Origin of the sequence: Pseudomonas antarctica (assembly GCF_001647715.1) — a bacterium.
GTDB lineage: Bacteria > Pseudomonadota > Gammaproteobacteria > Pseudomonadales > Pseudomonadaceae > Aquipseudomonas > Aquipseudomonas antarctica_A.
The window spans coordinates 1687065-1709115 of the sequence record NZ_CP015600.1 but is presented as its reverse complement, the minus strand read 5'-3'; the positions used below and the strand labels follow the sequence as shown (position 1 = coordinate 1709115).

Sequence of the window (22051 nt, the reverse complement as noted above, 5' to 3'; positions counted from 1 at the left end):
GATAGTTCTGACGAGGGATGCGTAAAAAACCGGTCCCTGGTGACCGGTTTTTTTATGAGCGCGATTTGAGGTATCGGTCATTCGTCCGGTCAAACCTGTACAAATCAATATTTTTGTACAAGTATCAAGTCTGAGCGTTGGCACTTCGCCACGTACGATCCCGGAGCCGGGCAATGACACGTCTACTGGTTTCATTGTTACTGGTGTTGAGTCTAACCAGTTGCGGCAGCGTAGGGGTCGACCACTACGCCGACCAGCAGCCGCAGTTGGACCTGCAACGCTTCTTCAGCAAACCCGTCAAGGCCTGGGGGATTTTCCAGAAGCGTTCGGGGGAAGTGGCCAAGCGCTTTGAAGTGAATATCACCAGCCGGCGCGAGGGCAACGCTCTAATTCTTGACGAACGGTTCCTGTACAGCGATGGCACGCGCCAGCAGCGAGTGTGGACGTTGACACCCGATGGCCCTGGCCGCTGGCGCGGGCGCGCAGGTGATGTGGTCGGCGAGGCGATCGGCGAAGTGGCGGGTAACGCACTGCGTTGGCGCTACCGGCTCAACCTGCCGGTGGACGGTTCGGTGTACGAAGTCAGCTTGGATGACTGGATGTACTTGATGGACGAGGACACTTTGATCAACCGTTCCAGCATGACCAAATTCGGCGTCGAATGGGGCCAGATCACGTTGTTCTTCCGTCGCCAATGAACGACCGAGAGTGAGGGTGAATCATGAATATGAAAATGCTGACCGAACTGGCGGTAAAAGGCGAAGTGCGTGAGCTGGAACTGCTGTCGCTTGAGGGTGGTTTCTACATCGCGCGCGTCAGGTTGGATCATGTCGAGATGACGTTGCTGGACGATGATGCCAAGCCGATGCGTATCGGTTCCACCACGCATTTGCGCGACCTGTTGCAACGGGTTCCGCCGTTTCCCTGCGTGCTGGTGCAGCAGTGCGTGCACGATGAAATGTGCGGGGCACGGGAAGGGCCGATCGGCGCGTTGCGCATTCCGTTTACGTTGGCCTCGTCCCTTTAAGGTGACTTGCGTTTTTTGGCTCCCCTCCCCCTTGGTATGGGCGGCCTGGGAAGGCAAGCCTGTTGCCGTGCGCGTAAGAACCTACGCGGCGCGGTCCACGCGGTCCTGCGCCGCTTCCACCAGCATCAGCCCCAATTCAATCATTTGCTGAATGGCCAGGGCCAGGTAGCGATGGTGGGCGGGCAGGCTGTCGGCGAACTCGTTAGTCATGGCGCCAGCACCGGCAATGGTTTCGTAGGCGTTGGCGAGCAACGCTTCGGTGTTGGCTTCGGGGCGGACGCTGAACAGGGTTGCGGTGGGGTTACAGGAATCGGTACACATCGGTTGATCCTCGGTAAGGACCACCCCTCAAAGAGTAAGGGTGGCAGCTGTACGCAGGTTAGTAGACCGGGGAAATTCATCCGAAAACCGGCGCGCCCGAAGACGCCCTGCGTACAGTTACCAATAAGCACAGGCATGAAAGTGCCTGACGGTAAGGACAGCCGTACGCCGGATAAATTTTCATCGGGCTACTAAACCCGACCGCTGATGGGCAGCGGCAGACGAACCTTAAAGAGCTCACCCAAGACGCACAACTGAGACGATTCTGAGCGTTGTGTAGGCAATGCCGCAAGATACGAAACGACTCCCGACTCACCCAACGAGTTGCAACCTCCGGCAACAGAACACCCTGCAGATACGTTTGAACTCAACGTCTCGCGCACATCATTATTCTTAGCCATACCGGCCGACTGGCTAAACAAGGTGGCTAACATGAAGCGAAAACTGACACCGTTTGACATGGCTGGCGTGCTAGACAGTGAAGAAGCCATTAACGAATATTTAGCTCAAGTCCAGGCTGACGGTGATATTGCTGAGCATCTCAGAGCAATCGCATTTATCGCACAAGCTCGCGAAACGCTGACTCAGGCCAAACGAACACAAAACCCCGCAAATAGACGGTTTCTATCGACCTGAAATTATTCTTTTCAGAGACTTATCGATGCCCCAGAGCGGCCAATACGTGATCCGGATCATTGTATAAGGCACGCAATAATGCCTTTGCCGGCCCCTCTGGTTCACGTCGCCCCTGCTCCCAGTTTTGAAGCGTTCCCACCGGCACATCAATTGCCTTCGCAAAGCGTGCTTGTGAAAGTCCTGTGGCTTGTCGAATCTCTTTTACCTTCAACGCATCAACAAAAAATTCGCGGGATGGGGCGCGCTCACCCCGTGCGATTTCGTCCATCTGGGTCATGCTTTCGACCAGACGATTGAACAGTTTTTTCTCCATCACTCCCACCTTCGGTTAATTTCGCTCAGCACGCTCTTTTCCACCGCAGAGAGATCATCTTTGATGCCCTTTCGATAGATCAGGATCAATCGAATTTGATAGGCCATGCAGAGGTGGTAATAGATCACTCTGACACCACCCCTCTTGCCCCTCCCCTGCACAGCCCAGCGGATCTTTCTCAGACCATTGGTCCCTTGGATGACATCACCAGCAGTCGGGTTTTCGGCAAGAAATTCCTGGAACTCACCGTAGCTTTCCTCACTCAGTAGCGCTGGCAGGTCCTCGGTAAATACGGATGATTCGACAAATATCACACCTACGCCCATACGTCATTGGCGCATAGCAAGCTTATTCGGATCGTTTCCTATCACGCAACAGCCACTCGTCACTGATTGATAGGCATTCGAAAAGTGCGCCGGGATTTTTGAAGCGCGAACTTTACAACCATGCAGCCCATGCAATTACGTAGGACGGAACTGAGTTTTCCATCCGAAACGAGCCAGTCAACGGTCCACGGCTATCCCCCGCTGCACCACCCACGCCAACGGCAACGTCACCCACAACATCCCCGCCAGCGCCATCACCGCCAGCGGCACACCCAACGCATCGCCTAACCCGCCAAACACCACCGGCGCCAGCGCCCCGCCGCCTATTGTGCCGGTGTAGAACACCGCAAAAGCCTGCTCGCGCTTGCCGGCGCCGGCCAGGTCCGGTACGGCGCCGTAGAGCACCGAAGACGTGCCGTTCAGCACCAGGCCCAACACTGGCAACATCACCATCAAGCCACTCAGCGGCAGGTACACGGCGGCAACGATCAGCAGTGCAGTGCTGGTTTCCGTCAGCCATACGGTTTTCATCATGCCGATGCGGGCACCGAGGTAGCCGCAGAACAATTTGCCGAACGCACCGCCGATGAACAGCAGGGTCAAGGCCAGGCCAATACCCGCCGTACCCGCACCTTTGGCTTGCAGCAGGAACGGCAGGAACGTGAGGAAGCCCATGCGCACGGCACTGTCGAGGGTGCCGGTGAGTATCAGCGCACGCAGGCCAATGACCGAGCCGGTTCCGTTGAGCGGCCTGGCGTTTTTTGTGGTGGCGGATTCGCCAACCTGAGTAGGCACCCACCACCACAGCAACCCCGCCGCAGCCAACCCGAGCAACCCCAGCAGGGTGGCGCTGGCGCGCCAGCTGATGACAGTGAGCAGCAAGCCAACCAACCCCGGGATCAGGGTTTTGCCGATGTCGCCGGAAAAGTTGTACTGCGATAACGCTTGCTTGACCCCACCACCGTCCTCATAAGCATCGGTAATCATTGAAGAGGCCAGCGGGTGTTGGGTGCTCGCTCCCAGCCCACCCAATAGCAACGCCAGCAACAACATGCCAAGCCCGGTGGCTTGCCCCACCAATAAGTAAGCGATACCTGCCAACGCGGTGCCGCCCACCAGCAACGGTACACGGCCCCAACGTTTGGCGGCACGGCTGGCCATGAGTTGGAACACGGCCATCATCCCGGAGTAGGCGCCGCGCAACAGGCCGATTTTGGCGTAGGACAAGGTGAATTGCGCCTGCCAGATCGGCAGCAGCACATAGATGACGTCGGTGAGGCCATCGTGTACGGCGTGGGCGCTGCAACCGGTAATCAGCGCGCGGCGGCGCATGGATGTTTCGCGGGCAGGCACGGCGACGGCGTCGTTCATGGGGTTTGACTCAACTCAGGTTGATGAGGCTTCCAGCCGGTCAGGGCGATCAGCAGGGTCAGCAGTTGAAAACCGATAATCAGTGCCACGCAGCCGGCCCAGCCCCACTGTTCCCAGATCAATGCCGGTGCGATGGCACCGCAACTGCCGCCCAGGTAGTAACACGTGAGGTAAACCCCCACGGCGCCAGCCTTGTTGTCACCGGCGGTGGCGGTGATGAACGCATTGGCAGCGGCCTGGGCGAGGAACACGCCCGTGGAACTGAGCGCCAGGCCCACTACGATGCAGCCCAGCGAAGGCACCAGCGTCAGCGCCGAGCCACTGACGCCAAGCACGGCGGCAATACCCAGCAGCTCGGCGTGGGGCCGGGCTTTGCTGAAGCGGCCCGCAATGGGAATCACGATCAAGGCCAGCAAAAACACCATGTAAAGCGTGCCCAACGCCGCAGGGCCCAGGTTGAACGGCGGCAAGCCAAGGTACAAACCCGCGTAAGTAAAGGCCGCGACTTGGGAGAACAACACGCAAAAACCTACGCCGTAGGCGGCCAACAAAGGTTTGCGGAGAACGCCGGAGGATGAGGTTTTAAATCGCTCGGTTCGCGGCCGGTCAGCGGGTAACAGGAACTGGATAAACCCGCCCACCATCAGGCTCAGTACCGCCAACAATTCGAAGGCTTCCCGCCAGCCTACGTACTCAGTCATCACCCCCGTGACAAAGCGCCCGGCGAACCCGCCCAACACGGTACCCGCCACATAAAGGCTGGTGACTTCGGTGACCGTGCCGCCACGCCAACGGTCACCGATGTAGGCCACACTGGTCGCGAACACAACCGGAATCAACAGACCTTGCACGCACCGCCATACCAGCACTTCGGCAAAGCTGTCGGCATACGCGGTCATCAGTGCGGGCACCGCCAACAACAGCGCGGCCACGCTGATTACGGTACGTTGCTCGAAGCGCCCGGTCAGCCGGCTGACAAAGGGCGCAGAGACCGCCACGGCCAGGGTGGTGACCGTGATGCTCCAACCCGCGGCCTTGGCGCTGATATGAAACTGCGCGGCAAAGTTCTGCAGGATGCTCTGGGTGGCATAGAGGTTAAGAAACGCCGCGCAGCCACACAGGAACAGGGCAAGACGGGCACAATGCAGGCGCGGTTTCATGAAACCTCTCGTTTTATTTTGTGAGGTCTTTATAGAATGGCCGGCGGGTCTTAAACCAATACCGATTTCGAACCGATCAATACCCAGGGATCAGGATGCTCGACCTACGCAAGCTGCGTTACTTTCTGACGGTCGCCGAAGAATTGCACTTCGGCCGCGCAGCACTTCGCCTGCACTTGGCGCAGCCGCCGCTGACCCGGCAGATTTCAGCGCTGGAGGCGGAGTTGGGGTTCAAGCTGTTTGATCGCACCAGCCGCACGGTGACCCTCACCGCTCAGGGCCGTTCGTTCCTGCCCTATGCACGCGGGGTGTTGGAGCAGGTGGCGTTGGCACAGGTCATCGCCGGCAAACTGGCGGCGGGCACTGCGGGGCAATTGTCGCTGGGTTATGTCAGCTCAATCGCCTTGTCGGATCTGTTCAGCCAGGCGATCCAGGCCTTTGCGCAACGCTTTCCCGAGGTGCAGTTGACCTTGGTGGAATGCGCGTCCGGCAGCCTCGGCGCGCAAGTGGCTGACGGGCGGCTGGATATCGGGCTAAGTCGCCTATTGCCGCAGAATCAAGAGGTACAAGCACGATCGCTCGGTGAGGAACGCTTGGTGGCGGCCGTATCCAGCGACAGCCCTTTGGCCGGCCAGCCTGATGTCAGTTTGGCGCAGCTCAGTGCGTACCCGTTGATTCTGTTTCCGTCGGATTATGGGTCGGGATTGAACCAGTCCATCGAGCAACTTTATCGACACCACGGTGTGCCCCTGCGTGCCGGGCCGACCGGACGGCAGATCACCTCGATCATTGCGCTGGTGGCCGCCGGGCAAGGCGTGGCATTGGTGCCGGAATGCACGCAGGGCTTGAGGAATAAGGGCGTTACGTATAAGCCGATGGCTGAGGTAGATGCCTGTGCTCAGTTGCTGGTGCTGACCCCTACGGCAAGAAAAAGCGTATTGGCTGATGCGTTTCTCGCGGTTCTTGCGCAGTCTTCACACACCCGGTAACCCTTCGAAAAACCTCGCAATACCTCTCTCCAACGCCATTCCTGCGCGCTCATACACTGCCTACAACGCTTACCGAAACAACAGTCATCGACCGTTGGTAGGTAGAGTGTTGATAATTTATCTTCAGTGGTTATAGTCACCACCAACACACACCACAAGGAGGTGATGTGGATAGTCGATATTTGATAGGTCACATTGTTGCGGACGGCGGGTACCTGGTGCGCACCCGAGGCAGTCATCATCACTTCAAACACCCGAAAAAACCGGGGTTGGTGACAATTCCTCATCCAAAGAAGGACCTGTTGGACAAAACCGCCAAGAGCATTTTGAAACAGGCTCTGTTGAGCTAACCGTCCCTGGAGGGCCATAGACATGCTTTACCCCATCGCAATTTCAACCGGCGACGAGGATCACGCCTGGGGTGTGGAAGTCCCGGATATTCCTGGTTGCTACTCAGCCGGGGAAGACCTCGACGACGCCATGGCCATGGCCCGGGAAGCGATCGAAGGGCACTTCGAAATCCTCGCGGAGGATGGCGCGCCGATCCCCACCGCGCAAAAAGTTACCCTGCACGCGGCAAACCCACAGTACGCCGGCTGCACGTGGGCCGTGGTGGACATTGATGTCACCAAGTACCTGGGCAAGGCTCAGAAACTCAACATTACCCTGCCGGGTTATCTGTTGAATCGTATTGATGAATACGTGCTGAATCACCCGGAAGAAAAAAGCCGTTCGGGGTTTCTGGCATCCGCGGCGCTCAAGGTATTGCAACAGGACGGGTAGTTGCCCTTCAGCATCATCTGACTGCGGCAGCGACCGAGAAGCGCAAAGATGCCTGCTCGTCAGCCCTCGGATCTGGATTACCGCAATGTTTGAACCTGTACAACACACACCGAAAACCGTACTGCGCCAAGTGGTGGGCTGGGTACTGGTTTTGCCGCTGTTGGTCACATTTGTAAGGCTGCCATTTCCCCTTGGATTGATCCTGGGGTTAGGCGCCATTGCAGCGTCGGCCTATGGCGTGCGGTATGCCAGGCGACACGCCAGCCGACGCGTTAGCGTGTTCGCTGGGATCGTCACACTGCTCAATGTGATGTCGTGGGTTGCAATGGGTGAGGTCTCTATACTCATGGGGCTTTATAGGATCTCCTGGCTCTACGGGTACCCGTATTACTCTCATTGGGTGTATTGGAACGTTTGAGTGCGGGAGAATTTGATCGCAAGAATCGTAGTTTCCACTCCAGCCGCTGAAACTACAGTAGTGCTGTAGCTCAAAACGCACCCCCTTCGAGGAGCCCGCTCATGCCCTACGAATACAAGCTCATGCCCTCCCCCGTCGGCCAGCTCACTCTGGTGGCGCGCGATGGCAAACTCAATGCCATCCTCTGGGAAAAAGAGCGCGCCAACCGCGTGCGCCTGGGTGAGTTGCGCGAGGCTAACGACAGCTCTGTGCTCTTGGCAGCCGAGCAACAATTGAAGGAGTACTTCGCCGGCACCCGCCACCAATTCGAACTGGAACTGGACTTCACCGGCACCGAGTTCCAGAAGCAAGTCTGGCAGGCGCTGCTGACCATCCCCTTTGGCGAAACCCGCAGCTACAGCCAGATCGCCCAGCAGATTGGTAACCCGAAAGCCGTGCGTGCAGTGGGCGCTGCCAACGGGCGCAATCCCATCTCGATCATTGCGCCCTGCCATCGGGTGATAGGCGCGTCAGGCGGGCTGACCGGGTTTGCCGGTGGGCTGGAGGCCAAACAGTATTTGCTCGCGCTGGAAGGTGCAGGCCAGGCAGAACTAACGTTCTAGGGACAGGCGACAAAAACGTACAACGTTGCTCACCCTTTTAATTGTAAAAAGAAATTTCAAAGCGCGGCTGCGGTCCATAATTTCATCACCCACCTTTTGAGGAAAACGGTCATGAAATTCTCCGCAGTCTCGCAGTCTCTGTCCCGCTGGGCAGGCAGTGCCCGGACGTTCTACGCCGCCGTCGCACTGATTTTCCTGTGGAGCCTGAGCGGGCCTTATTTCCATTACAACGACACCTGGCAACTGATCATCAACACCTCGACCACCATCATTACCTTCCTGATGGTATTTCTGATTCAGAACACGCAAAACCGCGACAATGACATCCTGCATATCAAGATTGATGAGCTGCTGCGCGTGTCCAAGGATGCACAAAACGCCGTGCTGAGCCTGGATGGCCTGGACCGCAAAGAACTGGAAAAACTGCGCAACGAATACCGCAGCATCGGGGCGACGGGCAGTGTCAGCCTGAACAGCAGTTGCGGTGAAGCAGTAGACGATGCAGTACCGAGTAAAACCGATCTGAACCAGGCATAAAAAAACGGCGGTTGGAGATGCTCCAACCGCCGTTTTTCATTTCAAGTGACGGCTTCAACCGTCGCCCTGATGACCTTTACCGTAGGTCGATGCCAAGGCACGGGCCTTCTGCAGACGCTCTTCCAATCTAGGCAGCGTCTCATCTACCAGGGCCTTTATCTCCGGTACATCCGATGCCGCGCCTTCCCGTTTGAACAAGGCGATGGCGTCTTCGTTTTCCTTGACCTGCTGCGCCGTATAGGCAGCGTCAAAGGAGTCGCCGTCCTTGAGTTCAGGCATCAGGGTTTCAGCTTTGTCGACGATCTTCTCGCGCGGGGCCACCGGCAAATCGAGCTTCTTGGCAATCGCAGCCAGATGCTGGTTGGCCAGGGTGCGCTCGTTGATCACCTCGATGGTGTAGTCCTTGATTTCCTGGGACGAGGTTTTGGCGTGGGCCATGCGACTGGTTTCGATATCGGCCATACCTTTGGCCGAAGCCTGCTCGATGAATTCAGCAGGCGACTGGGCGAAAGCATTGCTGGCGCCGAGGCCCAGCAGCATCGCGAAACTGGCGGTGCGTAACCGGATAGCCATGCGGCTCATGATGGGTTCCTCCAGGGCAAAAATAGGTGCGAGAACACACACCTCGCCCTGAATTCGAATTTTCAGGGCGGCAAAGGTTTAGAAAAAACTTGCCAGTGCGACGAACGGTCGTCGTCGCCTCACGCCGGTTTGCTGCCAAACAGGCCCGGTAATGCGTGCGCTAGCGCGTTAATGGCGAAGCCGATAAACATCACGCCGCAGAGCTTGGTGATCAGGATTTCATGGCGCTGATACACCGTACGTACGCGCTGAGCTCCGACCACAGCGATCAGAATCGCGTAAGCCAGCAGACCACCGACAAAGCTCAGGAGGATCAAGGACGGCAGCATTGCCCAGGTCAGCAGCTCGGCGCGGCTGGACAGCAATGCAGTGAAAGTCGCCACCGCCACCGGGTAGGCCTTCGGGTTGGTCAAGCCAAACAAAATGCCGTGCCAAAACGGATGCCGCGCAGCGCCCTGAGGGGCATCACTGCTACGCCGTTGAGTGCGAATGGCGCGCCAGCCGAGCCAGAACAGATACAACCCACTGAGCACACCCAACACATCAAATGCACTGCTACCGACTTCCCGCGCGCCAACAATGGCGATCAGCGCCGTACTGCACCACACCACATCCCCGAGCAAATGCCCGCACAGGAAACCCGCCCCGGCGCGACGGCCGCGCGCAGCACCGATACCGAACACGGCCAGTACCCCCGGGCCAGGCGTAATGCCGTAGATAAAACCCGAAGCGAGGACGGCGAGCAGCAAGGATGGGGTCATGGGCGCGACTCTGACAGACGGTTTAGAGGTGCAGGGATTCTGCACGTTCTGGTGCTACGGGTAAAACTTCATGCCTGCGTAAGGCTTGACACGACAGGCTTGCAGACGCGACGCCAAGTCACCGACATGGGCCTCAAGCTTGTGCCCATCGGGGTCGAGAAAATAGAACGAGGCACCTTCACTGCGGTTGTCGCGCCACTCCTGCACACCGCCGGCTCGCAGGCGCGCCACCAGTGCGCTGAAATCACCGGCATCCGCCGTGAACGCGTAGTGAGTGTATTCAGCCGCGGGTGCCGACAGGCGCGATGGATCAAGCGACAAACACAGCCACAGACCGGGCAACGAGAGGTAGGCGCCGTTGTCCCAGGTGGCGTCGAGCTGAAGCTGCAACAGCTCATGGTAGAAGCTGACGCTGCGGTTCAAATCGGTCACGGCAAGGGTCAGGTGGTTGAGGCCTGAGAGCATGGTGTTGTTCCTGTTATTGGAGGCCTTCGGACAATACACCCTGCACCTGCCCAATCAACCACTGCAAACCCGAATCCCCACCCCGGCGCGCATGCCACGCCAGTTCAAAGGCAAACGAGGGAATATGAAACGGCGGCGGCACGGCCAACAGTTGCTGCTGATCAATGTTGAGCAAGCCCCTGGATGAGACGGTCAGAATCAGGTCCGTGCCCTGGATCAACTGCGGCGCCACGCCCCAGTGCGGCAGGCTGATCGCCACATGCCGCCGCTCACGAATGGCCGTCAACGCGCGCTCGATTTCCGGGGTACCACTGCCACGCATTTCCAGCAGCACATGCGGGCGCGACAGGTAGGTGGGCAGGTCGAGCGTGCCACTTTGCGCCAGGCTGTGGCGGTCCACCAGGCAGGTGTAATGCTCCTCGAACAAAGGCGTGGTGCGCAGTTCGGCGGGCATATCGGGGAAGACGCCGGCAGCCAGGTCGATATCGCCATTGACCACGCCGTCCACCATCCCTTCACGGCTGGCCTGGATAATTTGCAGGTCGATGCCGGGGGCTTCACGGCGCAACGTGCGCACCAGATCAGGCAGAAAAATGGCCGCGCTGTAGTCCGACATCGCCACGCGAAACCTGCGTTTGGCTGACGCCGGGTCAAAGCGATTCGGCGCCAACAGTGCCTGCACCTGGGCCAAGGCTTCGGCCAACGGCGTCGCCAATTCCAGGGCACGCGCCGTCGGCACCAGCGTGCCGCCCTGGCGTACCAGCAACGGGTCACTCAACACGTCTCGCAGCCGGGCCAACGCGTGGCTGACCGCCGGCTGGCTCAGGTGCAAACGCTCGGCAGCGCGGGTGACGTGTTGCTCGCTGAGCAAGGCATCCAGAATCACCAACAGATTAAGGTCGATGCGGCGAAGATCATTCATCAGCTGCATGCTCGGCATAAGAACTTTGAATTTAAATTTGCGCGACGAATAGCCTAGAGTCCAGAAAAACCTCTGGGAGATTCGAAATGACGACGTTGCATTGGGTAGGTTTGCTGGCGCTGGCGGTGATTGCGGGAGCGGTGGTGCCGTTTCAAAGTGCGATCAATGCCAACCTCGGGCGCGGCCTCGGTCACCCGTTGTGGGCCACGTTGGCGTCACTGCTGGTGAGCATAATCGTGTTGCTGCCGGTGATGCTGGCCCTGCGTTTACCGCTGCCGAGCCTGAGCTTTATCAGCAAGGCACCGCTGTGGATGTGGGCCGGTGGCGCATTTGGCGTGTGCTTTATTTCCCTGGCGTTGATGTTGCTGCCCAAGTTGGGCGCGTCAGGATTTATTGCACTGGCCATGGCCGGTCAGATTCTCGCCTCGCTGCTGCTCGATCACTTTGGCCTGTTCGGCCTGGTCGAGCGCCAACTCACAACGCCCCGTGTGCTGGGGGCGTTGTTGTTGATGGGCGGGGTGGCGTTGATTCAATTCAGCAGCACGCCCGCCCGGGCATTGGCAACGGCGGGCTGATCAACCCCGATCCAACGTGCGCAGCTTTTGCGGCAAGCCCCACAGCAGCAGCGCCGCCGCCAACAGTGCGCACACGCCGATCATATACAGCGCCGGGGTCGTGCTGCCGGTGAGGTCCTTGATCCGCCCCACCATCACCGGGCTGACGATGCCGCCGAACTGGCCCAGGGTGTTGATCACCGCAATGCCTCCGGCCGCACCGGCACCGGCGCCGGCCAGTAGCTTGGGGGGCAGGGTCCAGAACGTCGGGATCGAGGCGATAATGCCGGCGCCCAACATGCCCAGGGCGATGATCAGGAAGGTGGTGTGGTCGGCAAAGATCCCGGCACTGAAAAAGCCAATCGCACCGAGCACCACCAAGCCGCAGACAAACTTGCGGCGCTCGCCGGTGGCGTCCGACAGCCGCCCGATCACCACCATGCTGATTGCCCCGCACACATACGGAATCGCTGTGAGCAGGCCAATCGTCACCGGGCTCTGGGTGCCCGCGCTGCGGATCAGTTGCGGTGCCCAGAAGTTGAGGCCATAGGACGCCACCTGGATCAGGAAGTAGATAAACCCGAGCATCAGGAACCCAGGAATGCGGATCGCCGACAGCAGTGAGCCACTGTGCGCGTTCGGCTCATGCTGGGCGATACGGCTGGACAACAAGGTCTTTTCCGCAGGCGTCAGCCAATGGGCGTCTTCAATCCGGTCCTTGAGCAACGTCAGCACCAGAAAACCCAGGCCGATGCAGGGCAAGCCGCCGAGCAGGAACAACCAGTGCCAGCCGCGCATCTGTAGCACGCCGTCGAGATGTTCCAAGACCAGCCCCGAGAACGGCGCGCCGACCAATCCTGCGAACGCCGAAGCCAGGAACAGCAACGAGGTGATGCGCCCGCGAAAGTGCTGCGGGAACCACAACGTCAGGTAATACAACACGCCCGGCGCAAACCCCGCCTCCATCGCACCGATGATGAAGCGCAGGCCGTAGAACTGCCATTCGGCAGTGACAAACACCATGGCCGCCGTGGCCAGGCCCCACGACATCATGATCCGCGCGATCCAGCGGCGGGCGCCGACCTTGTACAGCATCATGTTGCTCGGCACTTCGAAAATCACATAGCCCACCACAAACAACCCGGCGCCCAGGCCGTAAGCGGTGTCACTCAGGCTCAGGTCGGTTTGCAACTGGAACTTGGCGAAGCTGATGTTGATGCGGTCAAAAAACGCGAACAGGTAACACACCATGATCAGCGGCATCAGGCGCCAGGCGACCTTGCTGACCAGGGCTTTTTCGGCATCGATTTCCGCGGCCGGGCGCACGCCTGCCTCTAACGTATTAGTGCTCATGCTTTCTCTCCAGCGGGCTGCTCAAAGGCGCCCGATTGTTTTTGTTGTCTGGTGCGGCGTTACAGCGTGGCGATGTAAGCGGGTGGTGAATGCAGGTCGCAATTGCGCCCCGCCTTGGCCACCTGGCCGGGCAGCTCATGGCCGAGCAGGGCCGGCAAGCGGCGGGACATATGCAACAAGTGCGGCAGGTCGATGCCGGTGTGAATCCCCACCTCCTCGCACAGGTTGACCAGGTCTTCGGTGCAGATATTGCCTGACGCACCCGGCGCAAACGGGCAGCCGCCGAGGCCGCCCAGGGCTGCATCAAAACGGCGGGCGCCGGCTTCGTAAGCCGCCAGCACATTGCACAAACCCAAGCCGCGGGTGTTGTGAAAATGCAGGGTCAAGTCGCTGGCGGGGACGCGCTGCAACACGCGCTTGACCAGGCGTTCTACCTGTCGCGGATTGGCCATGCCCGTGGTGTCGGCCAGGGTGATGCCCTGGATGCCCAACTCGCGGTAGGCATCGACGATTTGCAGCACACGGTCTTCATCAATCCTGCCTTCGAACGGGCAACCGAAGGTGGTGGCGATGCTGCCATTGAGGCGCACCGGGTAGTCGGCAGCAAAGCTGACAATGTCTTCAAATGCCGCCAACGAGGCCTCGCAGCGCATGCGCATATTCGCCAGGTTGTGGGTCTGGCTGGCGGACATCACCAGGTTCAGCTCATCGGCCCGCGACTCAATGGCGCGCTGCGCGCCTTTGAGGTTGGGGATCAGCGCGACATAGATAACGCCGGGGCGCCGGTGGATGCCCTGGAACACCTGCTCGCCATCGCGCAAGGCAGGAATGGCCTTGGGCGAGACAAACGAACCGGCTTCGATCCGCGAAAAACCGGCCAGGGACAGCTGGTCGATCAACGCAATCTTGTCGGCCGTCTCGACCCAGGTGGGCTCGATTTGCAAGCCATCGCGCGGGGACACTTCCTGCACGATCAGCGGGTCGCAATAGTCCGTGATCATTGCACCACTCCCGAGGTTTTCAGGCGTTGGATATCAGCGTCTGTCAGGCCGAGGCCAGCGAGGATGTCGTCAGTGTGCTGGCCAAGCGTCGGGCCCTGCCAGTTCACGGCGCCAGGGGTTTCGGAAAGCTTGGGCACAATGCCGGGCATCTTCACTGAAACGCCACCGGGCAGTTCGGCATTGAGCAGCATGTCGCGCGCCTGGTAGTGCGGGTCGCTGACGATATCAGCCACTGAATAGATACGCCCGGCCGGCACTTCAGCGGCTTGCAAGGCACTGAGCACCTGGTCGATGGGCTGGCTGCTGGTCCAGTGGGTGATTGCCGCATCGAGCAAGCCACTTTTGGCTGCGCGACCATCGTTGTGGGCGAATTCGGGCGCTTCGGCCAGGTCGGCGCGGCCAATGGTATGCATCAGGCGCTTGTAGATCGGGTCGCTGTTACCGGCGATTACCACATATGCGCCGTCGGCGGTCAGGTAGGTATTGGACGGCGCAATGCCGGGCAAGGCGCCGCCGCTGCGCTCACGCACATGGCCGAGCATGTCGTATTCGGGCACCAGGCTTTCCATCAGGTTGAACACACTTTCGGCCAGCGACACATCGACAATCTGCCCGTCGCCCTGCCCGGTCTTGACCCGCAGCAGCGACATCAACGCGCCAATCACACCGTGCAGTGACGCGAGGGAATCGCCCAGGCTCACACCCACCCGCGCCGGAGGCGAATCCGGGTTGCCGGTGGTGTAGCGGATGCCGCCCATCGCCTCGCCGATGGCACCAAAGCCCGGGCGGTCGCGATAAGGGCCCGTCTGGCCGTAGCCGGAGATACGCACCAGGGTCAGCTTGGGGTTGAGGGCGTGCAACACGTCCCAGCCCAGGCCGAGCTTTTCCAGGCCGCCGGGGCGCAGGTTTTCGATCAGCACGTCGGCGTCACCGAGCAGTTGCTTGATCAAGCCCAGGCCTTCAGGGGACTTGAGGTCCAGCGCCAGGGACTTCTTGTTGCGCGATTGCAGGTACCACCACAGCGACGTGCCTTCGTGCAGCTTTCGCCATTTGCGAAGCGGGTCGCCCTGGCCCATGGCTTCGATCTTGATCACTTCGGCGCCAAACTCGGCCATCAGCCGGGCGGCGAACGGCGCGGCAATCAGGGTGCCGATCTCGATCACCTTGATACCGCTCAACGGAGCCGTCATGGGGTGTGCCTCTTATTCTTGGAATGTGCGACCAAGGCTAGAGGACAAGGGGACGATAAATCCAACCGTCAGTTGGCAAGGAGCGTTCGCGAAACACGAACACTCAGATAATCGAACAGTAACCGACTGACCGGCGACAACTGCGCCTCATCGCGCACCACCACGATCAAGCGGCGATCCGACCAGGTATCCGTCAGCGGCACGGCGTGCAACCCCAACGCACGACCAAACAGCTCATAGGCCTTTTGCGGGAGGATGCCGATGCCCATATTCGCCTGGACCATCCGGCACATCGCATCAAACCCCGGCACATGGATGCGCAGGCGCAGCATCTTGCCCGCCTCGCGTGCGGCGGCGTGGGTGCGCATATTGATGGAGCTGGCGGCATGCAGGCCGACGTAATCGCTGTCGAGGGTTTCAGCGAATGCCAAGGTCTGGCGTGTGGCCAACGGATGATCCGACGGCATCAGCACCACCAGTTTGTCGTGGCGATAAAGCACGCAGGGCAGGTCTTTGGTGTCGGTGTCACTGGAGCAAATCCCCAGGTCCGCGACCCCATCCAGCACGCCTTGCACCACGCCATTGCTGGGGCGCTCTTCCAGGTCGGTTTTCACTTCGGGGTGCCGTGCGGAAAAATCGCGCAGGTCCTCTGGAAGGAACTGAATGATCGCCGACAGATTCGCCAGCATCCGCACATAACCGCGCACGCCGTGGCTATGTTCACCCAGTTCCAGGCCCATTTTTTCGACGTTGAACAGCATCTGCCGCGCATGGTGTAACAGGGTTTCGCCCGCAGCGGTCAGGTCCATCCCCTTGGCGCGACGCACAAACAAACTCACGCCCAGTACCTGTTCCAACTCCATCAGGCGCTTGCTCGCCGCCGAGACCGCAATGGCTTCACGGGCAGCCGCGCGGGTCAGCGTGCCTTCTTCGAACACCGCAACGAACAGTTGCAAGGTGATCAGGTCCAGGCGACGCACCAGGCTCTTGTGCAACATCAGAGACGCTCGGAGGCCAAGCGATTGATCTGCGCCTGTTCCACCACTGCATGCGGCGCGCCGTGGCGCACCGCCGCCAACATGGCCTGGCCAACGGTCTCGGTGCTTACCACCCAGCCTGGCTTGGCGCGACGCACAAACGAGAGCAACGGCCCGAGCACGGTATAGAAGGCTTGGTACAACGGCGTCTTCGAGCGCACGCCATGCAAGGGCTGGATAACCCCCGGCCGAAACAGGTACACCGCCTTGAACGGCAGACGCAGCAAGGCGTTTTCTGTCTTGCCTTTGATACGCGCCCACATCGACTTGCCTGCCTCGGAGCTGTCGGTGCCGGCACCGGACACGTAGATAAACGTCATTTGCGGGTTGAGCCGCGCCAGGGTACTGGCGGCGACCAGCGTCAGATCATAAGTGAGGTGGGTGTACCGGGTTTCATTCATGCCTGCCGACGAAACGCCGAGGCAAAAAAAGCACGCGTCAAACCCTTGCAGCAAGTTTTCCAGGGGCTGGAAATCCAGCATATCGCTGTGCAACACCTGGTGCAGCTTGCCGTGCTCCTGGGTCAACGGGGTGCGGCCGACGGCGACGACTTCCTGGACGTCAGCCGCCAGCAGGCACTCGCGCAGCACGCCTTGGCCGACCATGCCGGTGGCGCCGAATAGGAGAACTCTCATTGGGGGACCTCAGCGGCAAGCCGCAAGCTTCATGCTCAAGTTGAATGCAGTTCAGCTCGTAGCTTAACGCTTGCAGCATGCGACTGCTCCTTTTAGAACGCGCTGCGAAAGATCTCCTCAATCTGACGCTGATCGGCCCGCCGTGGGTTGGTCAGGCCACAGGCATCCTTCAACGCATTGGTCGCCAGCAGCGGAATGTCCTGCAGCTTGGCGCCCAGCTCGCGCAGCCCGGCCGGAATCTCGACATCCTGGGCCAACGTGCGAATGGCGGCGATAGCCGCCTGGGCGCCCTCTTCCGGAGTAATGCCCTTGATATCGGCGCCCAATGCACGCGCCACGTCGCTCAAGCGTTCGGCGCTGACACTGGCGTTGAAGCTTTGTACATGCGGCAGCAGCACCGCGTTGCACACGCCGTGGGGCAAGTCGTACAGGCCGCCGAGTTGGTGGGCCATGGCGTGCACAAAACCCAGGGAGGCATTGTTGAACGCCATCCCGGCAAGAAATTGCGCATAGGCCATGTTTTCCCGTGCAGCCTTGTCGGTGCCATCGTGCACCGCCAGGCGCAGGTTGGCGCTGATCAGTTCGATGGCCTTGATCGCGCAGGCGTCGGTGATCGGCGTGGCAGCGGTGGACACGTAGGCTTCGATGGCATGGGTCAAGGCGTCCATGCCGGTGGCGGCGGTGAGGCCCTTGGGCATGCCGACCATCAGCGCCGGGTCGTTGACCGACAGCAGTGGCGTGACGTTGCGGTCGACGATGGCCATTTTCACGTGGCGGGTTTCGTCGGTGATGATGCAGAAGCGGGTCATCTCGCTGGCGGTGCCGGCGGTGGTGTTGATGGCCACCAGTGGCAGTTGCGGCTTACTGGACTGATCGACACCTTCGTAGTCGCCGATATGCCCGCCATTGGTGGCGCACAGCGCGATCCCCTTGGCGCAGTCATGGGGCGAACCGCCGCCCAGCGACACGACGAAATCACAGGCATTTGCTTCCAGCAACACCAGGCCTTTCTCGACGTTCTCCACATTGGGGTTAGCTTTGGCGCCGTCGTAAATCACCGAGTCGATATCCTGCATCGCCAGCTTCTCGGCGATCATGCTGGCCACGCCGGCCTTGGCGAGACCCGCGTCGGTGACGATCAGCGCCTTGCGAAAGCCGTAGTTGCGGATGGCGGTCATGGCTTCGTCGAGGCAGTCGGTGCCCATGATGTTGACGGCGGGTATGAAAAAGGTGCTGCTCATGGCGAATCCTCAGAGGCGTTATGCCAACAGGATCAACCTGACTCGCCTGCGGCATCTTGACCAAGATCAACTCCGGCTCGTGATAAAGTCACCACCCAGCCGATTTCGAGTAGACCCGCCGCAATGATGGATTTCCAGGATATTGACGCCCACCTTGAAGACTGGAGCGCGCTGCGCAGCAGCGTGGACTTCAATGGGATTCTGATCGGCAACGGCGCCAGCCGGGCGATTTGGGAAGACTTTGCCTACGACTCGCTGTTCGAAAACGCGCGCACCGTCGAAGAAAAACCCCTGAGCCAATCCGAGCTGAGTGTGTTTGACGCCCTGCAAACCCGCAGTTTCGAACAAGCACTGGGCGCACTGAAAACCACCAGCCGGGTCAACAAAGCCCTGGCGGTCAGCTCAGCCGCGCCGCGCAATCGCTACTATGCGATCAAGGAAGCGTTGATCAACACCATCCACGCCGTGCACATTCCATGGCGCCTGGTGCAGCCCTCGACCCTGGCGACGATCAACGCGGAACTGGCCAACTACGCCACCGTGTTCACCAGTAACTACGACCTGCTCAACTACTGGGCGATCCTGCACACCCCGGGCATTGATGACCTGTTCCGCAGCGCCGACGCCAGCTTCGACCTGCGCAACACCCACACCGACGCCACGCGCATCCTCTACCTGCACGGCGGCCTGCACCTGGTGCGCAACCTCGACGGTACGGCGCGCAAATTGCCCTCCACCGACAGCACCTTGCTCAGCAGTTTTGCGATCAACAATACGATCAAGACTCTGGACGATGTGCCGCTGTTTGTCAGCGAAGGCAAGGTGGAAGAGAAGCTCAAGACCATCCGCAGCTCGGACTATCTGTCGTTCTGTTATGAGCAGTTGCTCAGCCATGAGGGCGCACTGTGCATCTTCGGCCATGATTTGGGGCCGCAGGATAAACACCTGGTGGATGCGCTTCGCCAGGCCAGGCTGACCACGCTGGCGATTTCGGTATCGGGGCGCAGCGACGGGTTTATTCGTCAGCAGAAGCGCCGGTATTCAGCGTTGTTTGAGGGCAGCGGTGTGGCGCTGAAGTTTTTTGCGGCACGGACACATCCGTTGGGTAATTCGGCGCTCTCGGTGCCGGTCGAGCGCTGATCACCTGCAACAAAGAAGGTCAACTGTGGGAGCTGGCTTGCCTGCGATAGCGGTGGGTCAGCAAACCGTGTGTCAACTGGCAGACCGCTATCGCAGGCAAGCCAGCTCCCACATTGATTGCATTTCAACTAGTGATCGCAGTCATTCCTCAGCACTGTGCACCACCACCAACAACTGCGCCTGCACCTCCCCCACCGAGCGAAGCCGGTGGGGCTTTTGCGCGTTGAAGTGCAGCGCGTCACCCCGCTCCAGAATCACCCGCTCGTTCATGAAATCCACTTCCACCTGGCCTTCATGCACGAATAAAAATTCCTCTCCCAGATGCTCCTTGAAGGTCTTGTCGGTGAACTCAGCCGGCGGGTAGATGATGAACGGCAGCAGGCTGCGCTCACTGACCTGATGCGCGAGCACCGCATAACCCGGCGCAGTGTCCGGCCGCTCATGGGCACGCACCAGGCTGTAGCTGTCGAGGCTGACGCTGTCTTCGCTGAACAGTTCTTCGACCTTCACGTTCAAGGCCTTGGCTAGTTTCAGCGCGGCGGCAATCGACGGCGTATTGAGCCCGCGCTCGACTTTCGACAGGTAGCTTTTGGTCATCCCGGACTTTTCGGCCAAGGACTCCAAAGTTACGCCAAGTTTTTTTCTCAATAATTTCAAACGGATAGACATTTGATGCGGTTAATCCATGCAGAAAAGCGAGAGCTGCGCTTGCCAATGACACAAAGTGTCATATAGCATCTTTAGTGTCATTTGCGTTCACCCAACAGCCTTGCTCGCGCTGGAGACCCGCAAATCCGACGTCCATTGAACCACCCAAAGGACACCGATATGGCCAAGACATTAGCACTCTCAAAAGACCAACTGGTCAAGCAAGCGCTGATCCAGATGCAAAATTCCCTGGCGGATAATACGTGGACCGACCGGCAAAAGCTGGCGCTCACGTGCCGCATTCTGTTCGAACACGGCCACGACTCCGGCCTGGCCGGGCAGATCACCGCACGTGGCCCCACGCCCGGCACTTATTACACCCAGCAACTGGGCCTGGGTTTTGACGAAATCACCGCCAGCAACCTATTGCTGGTCAATGAGGACCTGGAAGTTTTGGAAGGCCACGGCATTCCCAACCCGGCCAACCGCTTTCACACCTGGGTGTACCGTGGGCGGCCGGATGTGAACTGCATCATCCATACGCACCCCACTCATATTGCCGCGCTGTCGATGTTGGAAGTACCGCTGCAGGTGTCGCACATGGACCTCTGCCCGCTGTACGAAGACTGCGCTTTTTTGGAAGCCTGGCCGGGGGTGCCGGTGGGTAATGAAGAAGGGGAAATCATCACCACGGCGCTCGGCGACAAACGCGCGATTTTGCTCTCGCATCACGGCCAACTGTCCACCGGGGCGAGCATCGAAGAAGCCTGTGTGATCGCGCAGTTGATCGAGCGCGCGGCCAAGTTGCAGTTGCTGGCGATGGCGGCGGGCACGATCAAGCCGATCCTGCCGGCGCTGGGGCACGAGGCCCATGACTGGATCTCCAAGCCCAAGCGCCACGGCGCCGCGTTCAATTACTACGCCCGGCAGAGCCTGCGCCAACACGCCGACTGCTTGAACTGATTGCCCTTTTTCGACTGGAGACTTCCCATGTCCACACCCACTATTCACGGCATCATCGGTTACACCATCACGCCGTTCAGCGCCGACGGCCAACGCATTGACCTCGACGCCCTGGGCCGCTCCATCGACCGTTTGATCGACAGCGGCGTGCACGCCATCGCGCCCTTGGGCAGTACCGGCGAGGGCGCCTACCTGAGCGACGCCGAGTGGGATGAAGTCAGTGCCTACAGCCTCGCGAAAATCGCCAGGCGCGTACCGACTATCGTCAGTGTGTCCGACCTGACTACCGCCAAGGCCGTGCGTCGGGCCCGTTACGCCGAGGCCAATGGCGCCGACGTGGTGATGGTACTGCCGGCCTCGTACTGGAAACTCAGCGAAGCAGAAATCCTCGCCCACTATGCCGCGATTGGCGACAGCGTCGGCGTGCCGATCATGCTCTATAACAACCCGGCTACCAGCGGCACGGACATGTCGGTGGAGTTGATTATGCGCATCATCAAGCAGGTCGAAAACGTGACCATGGTCAAGGAGAGCACCGGGGATATTCAGCGCATGCACCAGTTGCATCGCCACAGCGACGTACCGTTTTACAACGGCTGCAACCCGCTGGCGCTGGAAGCTTTCGCGGCAGGTGCCAAGGGTTGGTGCACGGCGGCGCCGAACCTGATCGCGCAGCTCAACCTGGCGTTGTACGAGGCGGTGTTGGCCAATGATCTGACCAAGGCGCGGGCCCTGTTCTATCGCCAGTTACCGCTGCTGGAATTCATCCTCAAGGGAGGTTTGCCGGCGACGATCAAGGCCGGGTTGCGTTTGACCGGGTTGGAAGCGGGTGATCCAAGGTTGCCGGTGTTCCCATTGGGTGAAGCGGGGGTCGAGCAGCTTAGGACATTACTGCGATAGAGCCGTGGCCTCCTGTGGGAGCTGGCTTGCCTGCGATAGCATCGCCTCGGTTTAGCTGACAAATCGAGGTGCCTGCATCGCAGGCAAGCCAGCTCCCACATTTTGACCGAGTTCATTCATTACACAGCGACAAATAACAATAGTTCTCGATATCATTCATGGCTTTTCTACGTCGT

The 22051-nt window shown here is 59.7% G+C and carries 29 protein-coding genes; 13 read left to right on the top strand and 16 right to left on the bottom strand.

The annotated features are described in order from the left end of the window. Window positions 1–173: 173 nt before the first annotated feature. Both A7J50_RS07835 and A7J50_RS07830 read left to right on the top strand, forming a co-directional pair. Entirely contained in the window at window positions 174–698 is a 525-nt protein-coding gene (locus A7J50_RS07835; protein ID WP_064451288.1) for a DUF3833 domain-containing protein, read from the top strand. A 23-nt stretch (window positions 699–721) separates the two neighbouring features. Continuing rightward, window positions 722–1027, top strand: a complete 306-nt coding sequence (locus A7J50_RS07830) for a DUF6482 family protein (protein ID WP_064451287.1) — start codon at window positions 722–724, stop codon at window positions 1025–1027. 81 nt (window positions 1028–1108) lie between these two features. Here the strand turns inward: A7J50_RS07830 and A7J50_RS07825 are convergent, their stop codons facing one another. Further along, window positions 1109–1348, bottom strand: coding sequence for a DUF6124 family protein (locus A7J50_RS07825; protein ID WP_064451286.1), 240 nt, complete (start codon window positions 1346–1348; stop codon window positions 1109–1111). Between the two features lie 432 nt (window positions 1349–1780). On the opposite strand from A7J50_RS07825, the gene A7J50_RS07820 reads away from it, so the two are divergent. After that, on the top strand, window positions 1781–1984 hold the full coding sequence (locus A7J50_RS07820) for a hypothetical protein (RefSeq protein ID WP_064451285.1): 204 nt from the start codon (window positions 1781–1783) through the stop codon (window positions 1982–1984). Window positions 1985–2003: 19 nt separating this feature from the next. On the opposite strand, the gene A7J50_RS07815 is transcribed toward A7J50_RS07820, so the two are convergent. From A7J50_RS07815 to A7J50_RS07800, 4 genes are all read right to left on the bottom strand, one after another. Then, window positions 2004–2297: a helix-turn-helix domain-containing protein gene (locus tag A7J50_RS07815; protein WP_064451284.1), complete on the bottom strand. Its 294-nt coding sequence runs from the start codon at window positions 2295–2297 to the stop codon at window positions 2004–2006. Then, the gene (locus tag A7J50_RS07810; protein ID WP_064454872.1) at window positions 2297–2611 is read right to left on the bottom strand and encodes a hypothetical protein; all 315 of its coding nucleotides are present in this window, start codon (window positions 2609–2611) and stop codon (window positions 2297–2299) included. The genes A7J50_RS07815 and A7J50_RS07810 overlap by 1 nt, the downstream gene beginning before the upstream one ends. A 189-nt stretch (window positions 2612–2800) precedes the next feature. Continuing rightward, window positions 2801–3994: an MFS transporter gene (locus A7J50_RS07805; protein ID WP_064451283.1), complete on the bottom strand. Its 1194-nt coding sequence runs from the start codon at window positions 3992–3994 to the stop codon at window positions 2801–2803. Next, window positions 3991–5154, bottom strand: coding sequence for an MFS transporter (locus A7J50_RS07800; RefSeq protein WP_064451282.1), 1164 nt, complete (start codon window positions 5152–5154; stop codon window positions 3991–3993). The genes A7J50_RS07805 and A7J50_RS07800 overlap by 4 nt, the downstream gene beginning before the upstream one ends. Before the next feature lie 95 nt (window positions 5155–5249). On the opposite strand from A7J50_RS07800, the gene A7J50_RS07795 reads away from it, so the two are divergent. From A7J50_RS07795 to A7J50_RS07770, 6 genes are all read left to right on the top strand, one after another. Further along, window positions 5250–6143, top strand: a complete 894-nt coding sequence (locus A7J50_RS07795) for a LysR family transcriptional regulator (protein ID WP_064451281.1) — start codon at window positions 5250–5252, stop codon at window positions 6141–6143. A gap of 167 nt (window positions 6144–6310) precedes the next feature. Next, window positions 6311–6493, top strand: coding sequence for a type II toxin-antitoxin system HicA family toxin (locus A7J50_RS07790; RefSeq protein WP_064451280.1), 183 nt, complete (start codon window positions 6311–6313; stop codon window positions 6491–6493). A gap of 22 nt (window positions 6494–6515) precedes the next feature. Next, window positions 6516–6926 (top strand): type II toxin-antitoxin system HicB family antitoxin, encoded by a 411-nt coding sequence (locus A7J50_RS07785; RefSeq protein ID WP_064451279.1) that lies wholly within the window; start codon window positions 6516–6518, stop codon window positions 6924–6926. A gap of 85 nt (window positions 6927–7011) precedes the next feature. Beyond that, window positions 7012–7344, top strand: coding sequence for a hypothetical protein (locus tag A7J50_RS31880; RefSeq protein WP_064451278.1), 333 nt, complete (start codon window positions 7012–7014; stop codon window positions 7342–7344). A 101-nt stretch (window positions 7345–7445) separates the two neighbouring features. Further along, entirely contained in the window at window positions 7446–7946 is a 501-nt protein-coding gene (locus tag A7J50_RS07775) for a methylated-DNA--[protein]-cysteine S-methyltransferase (protein WP_064451277.1), read from the top strand. Window positions 7947–8057: 111 nt separating this feature from the next. Then, window positions 8058–8483 (top strand): low affinity iron permease family protein, encoded by a 426-nt coding sequence (locus A7J50_RS07770; protein WP_064451276.1) that lies wholly within the window; start codon window positions 8058–8060, stop codon window positions 8481–8483. 54 nt (window positions 8484–8537) lie between these two features. On the opposite strand, the gene A7J50_RS07765 is transcribed toward A7J50_RS07770, so the two are convergent. The 4 genes from A7J50_RS07765 to A7J50_RS07750 all read right to left on the bottom strand — a co-directional run bounded on the left by A7J50_RS07765 (window position 8538) and on the right by A7J50_RS07750 (window position 11222). Next, on the bottom strand, window positions 8538–9065 hold the full coding sequence (locus tag A7J50_RS07765; protein WP_064451275.1) for a DUF4142 domain-containing protein: 528 nt from the start codon (window positions 9063–9065) through the stop codon (window positions 8538–8540). A gap of 119 nt (window positions 9066–9184) precedes the next feature. Next, window positions 9185–9826 carry a LysE family translocator gene (locus tag A7J50_RS07760; protein ID WP_064451274.1) on the bottom strand — a complete coding sequence of 214 codons (642 nt, stop codon included), beginning with the start codon at window positions 9824–9826 and terminating at the stop codon, window positions 9185–9187. Between the two features lie 54 nt (window positions 9827–9880). Next, the gene (gene fos, locus A7J50_RS07755) at window positions 9881–10291 is read right to left on the bottom strand and encodes a fosfomycin resistance glutathione transferase (RefSeq protein ID WP_064451273.1); all 411 of its coding nucleotides are present in this window, start codon (window positions 10289–10291) and stop codon (window positions 9881–9883) included. A 13-nt stretch (window positions 10292–10304) separates the two neighbouring features. After that, entirely contained in the window at window positions 10305–11222 is a 918-nt protein-coding gene (locus tag A7J50_RS07750; protein ID WP_420492088.1) for a LysR family transcriptional regulator, read from the bottom strand. A 77-nt stretch (window positions 11223–11299) separates the two neighbouring features. Here A7J50_RS07750 and A7J50_RS07745 point away from each other — a divergent pair, with 77 nt between their 5' ends. Beyond that, window positions 11300–11788, top strand: a complete 489-nt coding sequence (locus tag A7J50_RS07745; protein WP_064451271.1) for a DMT family transporter — start codon at window positions 11300–11302, stop codon at window positions 11786–11788. Here A7J50_RS07745 and A7J50_RS07740 read toward each other — a convergent pair whose 3' ends face one another. The 6 genes from A7J50_RS07740 to yiaY all read right to left on the bottom strand — a co-directional run bounded on the left by A7J50_RS07740 (window position 11789) and on the right by yiaY (window position 18224). Then, window positions 11789–13120, bottom strand: a complete 1332-nt coding sequence (locus A7J50_RS07740) for an MFS transporter (protein ID WP_064451270.1) — start codon at window positions 13118–13120, stop codon at window positions 11789–11791. It abuts the gene before it with no gap. Between the two features lie 59 nt (window positions 13121–13179). Further along, complete coding sequence (locus A7J50_RS07735) at window positions 13180–14121, bottom strand: hydroxymethylglutaryl-CoA lyase (RefSeq protein ID WP_064451269.1); 942 nt, start codon at window positions 14119–14121, stop codon at window positions 13180–13182. After that, entirely contained in the window at window positions 14118–15311 is a 1194-nt protein-coding gene (locus tag A7J50_RS07730) for a CaiB/BaiF CoA transferase family protein (protein ID WP_064451268.1), read from the bottom strand. Before A7J50_RS07730 ends, A7J50_RS07735 begins: the two co-directional genes overlap by 4 nt. A gap of 68 nt (window positions 15312–15379) precedes the next feature. Beyond that, on the bottom strand, window positions 15380–16309 hold the full coding sequence (locus A7J50_RS07725) for a LysR family transcriptional regulator (protein WP_064451267.1): 930 nt from the start codon (window positions 16307–16309) through the stop codon (window positions 15380–15382). After that, complete coding sequence (locus A7J50_RS07720) at window positions 16309–16983, bottom strand: NAD(P)H-binding protein (protein WP_064451266.1); 675 nt, start codon at window positions 16981–16983, stop codon at window positions 16309–16311. Before A7J50_RS07720 ends, A7J50_RS07725 begins: the two co-directional genes overlap by 1 nt. Window positions 16984–17075: 92 nt before the next feature. Then, the gene (yiaY, locus tag A7J50_RS07715; RefSeq protein ID WP_064451265.1) at window positions 17076–18224 is read right to left on the bottom strand and encodes an L-threonine dehydrogenase; all 1149 of its coding nucleotides are present in this window, start codon (window positions 18222–18224) and stop codon (window positions 17076–17078) included. Window positions 18225–18347: 123 nt separating this feature from the next. On the opposite strand from yiaY, the gene A7J50_RS07710 reads away from it, so the two are divergent. Continuing rightward, on the top strand, window positions 18348–19364 hold the full coding sequence (locus A7J50_RS07710) for a DUF4917 family protein (RefSeq protein WP_064451264.1): 1017 nt from the start codon (window positions 18348–18350) through the stop codon (window positions 19362–19364). A 141-nt stretch (window positions 19365–19505) separates the two neighbouring features. Here the strand turns inward: A7J50_RS07710 and A7J50_RS07705 are convergent, their stop codons facing one another. Beyond that, a complete protein-coding gene (locus A7J50_RS07705; protein ID WP_064451263.1) occupies window positions 19506–20033 on the bottom strand; it encodes a helix-turn-helix domain-containing protein in 528 nt (175 codons plus the stop codon). 159 nt (window positions 20034–20192) lie between these two features. Between A7J50_RS07705 and A7J50_RS07700 the strand changes: the two genes are divergently transcribed. Together A7J50_RS07700 and A7J50_RS07695 are read left to right on the top strand one after the other, a co-directional pair. Then, complete coding sequence (locus tag A7J50_RS07700) at window positions 20193–20975, top strand: aldolase (protein ID WP_064451262.1); 783 nt, start codon at window positions 20193–20195, stop codon at window positions 20973–20975. A gap of 27 nt (window positions 20976–21002) precedes the next feature. After that, window positions 21003–21875, top strand: coding sequence for a dihydrodipicolinate synthase family protein (locus A7J50_RS07695; protein WP_064451261.1), 873 nt, complete (start codon window positions 21003–21005; stop codon window positions 21873–21875). The last annotated feature ends 176 nt before the right edge of the window (window positions 21876–22051 follow it).